Annotated in this window: 4 protein-coding genes and 1 pseudogene; 2 read left to right on the plus strand and 3 right to left on the minus strand. The window is 52.8% G+C overall.

Annotated elements, in window-relative coordinates; all coding sequences use genetic code 11:
* Positions 1–89: 89 nt before the first annotated feature.
* A complete protein-coding gene (locus tag ACR0AH_RS20190) occupies positions 90–1,007 on the minus strand; it encodes a LysR family transcriptional regulator (RefSeq protein WP_480593481.1) in 918 nt (305 codons plus the stop codon).
* Positions 1,008–1,108: 101 nt separating this feature from the next.
* Here ACR0AH_RS20190 and ACR0AH_RS20195 point away from each other — a divergent pair, with 101 nt between their 5' ends.
* Positions 1,109–1,975, plus strand: a complete 867-nt coding sequence (locus ACR0AH_RS20195) for an NAD(P)-dependent oxidoreductase (protein ID WP_480593483.1) — start codon at positions 1,109–1,111, stop codon at positions 1,973–1,975.
* Positions 1,976–3,657: 1,682 nt separating this feature from the next.
* Here ACR0AH_RS20195 and ACR0AH_RS20200 read toward each other — a convergent pair.
* Together ACR0AH_RS20200 and ACR0AH_RS20205 are read right to left on the minus strand one after the other, a co-directional pair.
* The gene (locus ACR0AH_RS20200; protein WP_480593485.1) at positions 3,658–5,157 is read right to left on the minus strand and encodes a ShlB/FhaC/HecB family hemolysin secretion/activation protein; all 1,500 of its coding nucleotides are present in this window, start codon (positions 5,155–5,157) and stop codon (positions 3,658–3,660) included.
* 169 nt (positions 5,158–5,326) lie between these two features.
* Entirely contained in the window at positions 5,327–5,626 is a 300-nt protein-coding gene (locus ACR0AH_RS20205) for a hypothetical protein (RefSeq protein ID WP_480593487.1), read from the minus strand.
* A gap of 423 nt (positions 5,627–6,049) precedes the next feature.
* On the opposite strand from ACR0AH_RS20205, the pseudogene ACR0AH_RS20210 reads away from it, so the two are divergent.
* Positions 6,050–6,139 (plus strand): annotated as a pseudogene (locus tag ACR0AH_RS20210) (DUF805 domain-containing protein); the annotation flags it as partial.
* Between the last annotated feature and the right edge of the window lie 74 nt (positions 6,140–6,213).

The raw sequence follows: 6,213 nt of genomic DNA on the forward strand, positions 1-6,213 counted from the left end.
GGGCAAACGGCCTTTTTTGTCCTCATCTTGCGAAAAATCATCGCCGCTCTGGGTTGTTGCTATCCGTTCGAGTCGAACGCCAATAACAGTTATATCAAGTGAGCAGGCGTCCATCTGAAAAGGCTTTTTTCATATTCGGTAATTGAACTGGAAAGCCACTTCTGAAACACCTTTGCCGCTGGACGAACTGCTCCAGGCAGCGTGACGAGGTGATATCCGATCTGCGGGATTGGATCATCGAAAAGCGCCACGAGATCTCCAGACTTCAATTCGTCAGAGATGAATGCCGGAACCGTTGCCCCGATACCATCACCTTGGCGGATTCCATCAAGCAGCATGTTGCCCGGCAAGCGAACAACTCTCCTATCTGCACCAGGTGGCACTCCAACCTTTTCCAACCACAGGTCAAATTCGACCGAAGCCTGTTCCTGAAGAAGAGTAAAGTCGAGCAACTCAATTGGGTCTTTGAGTACCCGTTCCCCAATCAATTCTTTTGCAGCAACCACTGTCAGACAGCCAGGTAGCAACATTTGCGACACCAGCCCCGACCAGCGCCCGGTGCCGTATCGAATGGCTATGTCAATGCCGCCTGGCTTGAGGTCGACAGCCTGGATTGTTGAGTCGATCCGAAGCTCAATATCCGGGAACTCCTGAACAAACGTCGATAGGCGCGGCATGAGGAATGCGCTTGAAAACATCGGTGTCGCACTGACCACCAGCGGGCGAACCGCCTCTGCACTTGATATGCTCTCAGTCAGGGACGCCATTGAGGCGAATGCTTCGTGTAGGCCCGCCGCTAAGAATTCTCCCTGCGCGGTCAGAGCGATACCGTGTCGCGTCCGAGTAACAAGCTGGGTTCCCAGATGCTGCTCCAGACCACGGATTTGTTGGCTGACCGCGGAATGGGTCACGTTCAGCGCCGCTGCTGCGCGGGTCAAGTTTTTAAACTCTGCGGCGGCGGCAAAAGCTCTGAGAGAAGTCAGCGAGGGAAACGTGTGCCAATCCATGAGTCAGAAAATCTAACAATACAGAAAAATTTACAACTACGCGATTTCTCGATTCTTACGCATGTTGACTGAAACACCAATAACCAGAACAGGAGGAAACCATGGCAACGCTTGCGGTACTCGGATTGGGCAGCATGGGTTCGGCGTTGGCGCATTGCCTGCTCAATGCAGGTTACAGCGTCTGCGTCTGGAATCGGACGCCTAAAAAGACAAAATCGTTTGCAAATGCAGGTGCAGTTATTTGCGCATCGCCAGAAGATGCTGTTGCAGCGTCGGATTTCGTCATCGTCTGTATCAAAAGTCACAAGGAAACTGTCGATTTGTTCAGCGGTCTAAGTGTATCTTTGAAGGGGAAAACAATCTGCGACATGAGCACCGGCGACACGTCCGATGCTGATTCACTGGTCTCATTTCTCAGCGAAAAAAACGCAGACTACATGTTGGGCATGATCAATGCCTACCCTTCGGGCATCGGTGGCAGCGACACCACCATCCTCACCGTAGGCAGTGACGGAACCTGGGATCGCTACGGCGAAGTAATAAGATCTCTGGGGGGAAAGTCGGAGCAAGTCGGTGAGAAACCCGCAGCTCTTGCAGCACTTTTTGCTGGTCTCTTCACTGTCCGGCAAGGTTTCATGTTCGGGATGATATACGGTGCACTGGTTTGCCAGAAAGCTGGTGTTCCTATGCAGGTCTATGTCGATCAACTTCCTGCCACGATCAAGCTGGTAAATGACTACCAAGATCTCTTTGTCCGTACCGTTCCAACCGAGGACTATGACGACGCTGAAGCCTCGTTAAAAGTCTACGCATTGGCCCAGGAGGACGCTCTAAAGACCTGCAAATCTCTGAATGCTCCGGCTGACTTCATCCGATTGATGCATGACCGCACAAAAGCCGCGTGGGAGGGTGGATACGGAGACAAACAATTGACCTCTTTGGTCAAGCACATGACGGATGCCTGCTGAAATCGAAAGCTTACTGTCAAAATAGCCGTTCGACTTTACCAACAATCGGCTGCAAAGTTGCGTACATGGGATTGCGAAGTTGCGTCGCCAATGTCCGGTTTGGGCTGCGACCAGCCAACCATGCAAGCTGCAAAGAACGGAAGCACTGAGCCCATTTTGACCGATGCTGCGCGATGCCCGAATGACGGCAATGCGCGGGAAAGCGAACTTTGCAAAGTTGCCGTTCAAAGTTTCGCTTGCCCGACCTGACCGTCCCAGATGGTCGGAGGCCCTTCGTGGAAGTGCGGCACTTTGGATTGTTGGTCTATTTGAAGCAAATTTAGGTACAGAGCATTGTTGGGCTACGTCAGTCAACGTAAACGCCAGGGAATACGGGCAATACGAAATCCAATTATCCAGATGACAATTGACCAACTATTGGTCGATTAATCTCATTGTCCGAGCAAAACCTACCATGCGAGTTTCAGCGCTGCTTTCGTTTAACCGAAATAATGCACCCAGAGTGTTTTGGATGACGAGCAGGTACATCCCGGGCCATTGCGTCCACGTTTCCGAGGTGCCGCAACGCTCCGTTGTTCAGCAACACGCCTCGCCCAGCATCATACCGGCGCTGTCCAAATCCGCTGGCAACGCATTCCCAGTCTTCCTTGGCCGCCGCGTTGCGGAATCTCGGTAGGTCGTGCGGGTCATGCCGTCCAGGTGTTGCTGCGACGTGATCATGTTTCTTCGCATTGCTTTGGTGGGTTAAATGGTGGGTCACTTGTGTTGTGCCAGGTTGCTGGATAGTACCGGTTGTCGGCCTCGGCCTAGGGCGCATGATTGTCACGACGCCTTGTGGTTTCGGATGTCCTGGGACTGCCACGTGAGTTGCCGTAGGTTTCGGTGTCAACTGTGGAACCTGACCAGGAACCGCCGTGGGAACCTGATTGGGGGTTGCGGTTGGGACAAGCGGTGGTGTCGCTGTAGTGCCGCTGGGTTGCGGAACACGGCCGGGCACTGCGACCGGAATCTGGTTTGGTGTTGCAGTCGGGACGAGCGGTGGCACAGCAGTTTGACCCGTGGGCTGAGGTGGGACCTGACCAGGAACTGCGACTGGAATTTGGTTTGGTGTTGCGGTGGGCACAAGTGGCGGCACCGCTGTTGGGCCGGTAGGTTGAGACGGAACCTGGCCAGGGATAGCTATCGGAACTTGATTGGGAGTTGCAGTCGGAACTTGCGGCGGCACCGCGGTGGGACCAGTAGCCAATGGCGGAACCTGATTTGGAACAGCTGTCGGAACCCGGTTTGGTGTCGCGTTTGGTGCCAGAGGCGGAGTTAGGGTCGGCGCTACTACCGGCGTGGGAACCTGACCAGGAATCGCTATCGGTGTCGCAATAGGAACCTGACCGGGAATTGCGTTCGGGACCGCGCCCGGCGCAAGGACTGGAACAGCAACGGACGTGGGCGTTTGCTGCGTTCCCTTAGGCGGCAACTGATTTGCCACCGGCTGAGTTGGGCCAGTAACTTGATTACCTGCCCCTTGCCCGCCAGCCTGCCCGCACCCTTGGCTCGACTGGTGTGGGTTCCCTACGCCTCGGCACCACCCGTAGTGATTTCCGCGGGCAAAGACCTGAGTAGCGGCCAGTTCTGCAATTAAGCAAGTTGCGGTAAGTACAGCAATTCGGTTCAGTTTCATAACATTCTCACCAACTTGTTGTCAGAGCAAGATACGCGCCAGGATCGCCAGAGTCGGTCAAAGGGCCGTCTCTTAAAGGGACACCGACATATCCCGACAGAAATAGATTTTGCTTAAACTCAATGTCCAAACCCAGACCTGTCGATGCCAGTGTAGCATTATCAACTTCGAAACTCGCAGGGTCATTGTTCGAGATGTAACCCACGTCGAAAAAGGCAAAGGGCGTTAAGCGATGTATGCTCTGGGAACTGGGGAAGTAGGAATGAGACACTTCGAAAATCGCGGAAATTCCGGAATCACCATCCACTTCGTCAAAACGATATCCGCGCAAAGCATAACGATCACCAAGGAAGTACTCTTCGACTGAGGGCAGCCGGTCTGTTGTGTACTGCCCCCAGATCTCGGTGCGCCAAGCTGTGTTGGGAGACAAGCCCGTTAGCGGGCTTTCGTATCCGACGCCGCCTCGTAGATGCCAGAACGAAGAGTCCCCGTCGTCAAAATTCGCGTCTGTCGTGTCGTTGTCATTGTCACCAAAAGATAAGGTTAGCCCCGCTTCCAGAGCTTGTCCCTTTGGATAGTTTTGCCCGTAAAGATATGTAAGACCAACGACACTCGCGTCACTGGATAGTGGAACGCCACCGCTGACTGAATCCGCTTTTGAAAGGCGATAGTCCAGCAGAAGATACCCATAACGGGCCACATCGCGGATCACGGGGTAACCCATCGCGACTGTGAAGTTCTCGCCGTCAATATCTGTTCTCGCAAAGTCCCCCGAGAGGTCACGTTTTGCGTTTATGTTCCCGTAGAAGATCTCACCGTACAGACCATTGCTGTTCAGCGGCGTGCGATAGGTAAGAGCGCCCCATAGAGAGTGTTCATCGTCTTTGTCCCAATTGTAATTGCCTGATCCCTCAAATCGCAGCAAATCCCCGACGGTCAGCGTTGAATAAAACTCTTGTACGACATAGAAGCTGAGCGCTTCTCCAAGCTCACGTGGAGGGTTGTCGAGTGTCGCACTACCGGCTTGTTTTCGCAGTGGCTCTCCCAATACTCTCAGCCGAGCACCAGCCTGATCCGGGTAATCAAGTTCGGCCGACACGTCCAAGTCGGGTATGTCCTCGGCCAACATAACCGCCCGCTCAAATCGTTTGAGAGTTATTGGGTATGCGGTGGTGAGGGGGCTAAAGATCTTTTCTAGGGTTTGGAACGTGCGCGTATCTACACCTTCTATTTCGATGGTTTGAATACGCCCCTCATCAACAACTATGCTCTGCCCATCGGGACCAGGCCACGCCTCAGCCAAGAAGTAACCGTCTTCTCGGTAGATCTGAGTGATCGTTGATGCGACCTCCACCGCTGTAATGCGCCCTGACCGATCAAAGGCCAACTGACCGGCAAAAGTTAGCAGCTCGTCCGTATCATACACTGTTACGCCGCTGACAGAGTGCTGTGATGCAATGTCCCAGTTTTGTGCAATGCTGTATTTTGGAACCGAAACAATGGCCACAAAAGTGCAAATGATCGCAATTACAACCGAGTTGGTAACGGGCATTTTCTACAACCTTTGCGTGATTGAGAATGTTAAAACCCAATCCTATTACGAGGTTTGAATGTCTGAGCTTGCCGATATTCAAATTTGATCACGACTGGTGCTTTCGAGATACACAGCGAACAGGTTACAATGCGCCTTCGTCGCCCAGGAACTCGATACCAGCTGTCGCGCCATCAGTGTAAGCAATACAATTCCAAGGAGCGCGTTCCTCACCAACACCGACAGTGACTTGTGTTCCGGCCTCGCTAAACGCGGATGAGAGCACAACGACTTGCGAATTGTTCGTCGTGTTGGCTACATCTCGCAAACACGCCTGCTGAGCGGGTGTGAGTTCGGCGGACGCACTGGATGTACTCGTGTCGTCACAGGCCGCAAGCATTGCGAAACAAGTTGCGCCTGCAATCATCACCATCTTTTTGGTCATTTTCTTCTCCCTCTGGGTCAGTTAAAATTAGTGAAATTGGATGCGTTAAGTTTCAGCATCGCGTTCTCCCAACGCTCAATTCTTGTAAGAGGCCTTCCAACCGCCAGCATTCACTCCAGCGGCCGGAAGGGCTCAGCAAAGCGAGCAGCAGCGACAACAACGGAGTTAAAAAAAGCTGTGTCGAATTCGCATGTTTGAATCTAATTTTTGATAAATCAACATTTTTTCCGCGCGTAAACTTCTTTACGCTCTCGTACGATAGGCTTCTGCTTTCAAACAAAAAGATTAGTGGGAGCACCCATAAGGGCGCGTGTGTTCTTCTGAGCGGCGAAGCGATTTGAGGCCGCATAGAAACCAAGAGAGGAGTGAAATATGGGATTCGGTGAAGCAGTAAAAACGTGATTCTCGAAATACTTCCAGTTTTCCGGGCGGGCGATACGTTCAGAATACTGGTGGTTCTTCTTGTTTGTAGTTCTCGTGAGTGCCGCTTTAGCTGTGAGCAGCCTCATCTGACTGGTCCAATTTGATTGTTAGTGCATCATCGGCCTGTGATCCATCGGGATGATGGTTTCCGGCGCTGGCGGGCG

Source organism: Ruegeria sp. AM5, assembly GCF_056540645.1.

Bases quoted from the DNA above. Each gene is read 5' to 3' on its own strand.
- ACR0AH_RS20190 (WP_480593481.1), bottom strand. From the start codon at position 1,007: ATGGATTGGCACACGTTTCCCTCGCTGACTTCTCTCAGAGCTTTTGCC.
- ACR0AH_RS20195 (WP_480593483.1), top strand. From the start codon at position 1,109: ATGGCAACGCTTGCGGTACTCGGATTGGGCAGCATGGGTTCGGCGTTG.
- ACR0AH_RS20205 (WP_480593487.1), bottom strand. From the start codon at position 5,626: ATGACCAAAAAGATGGTGATGATTGCAGGCGCAACTTGTTTCGCAATG.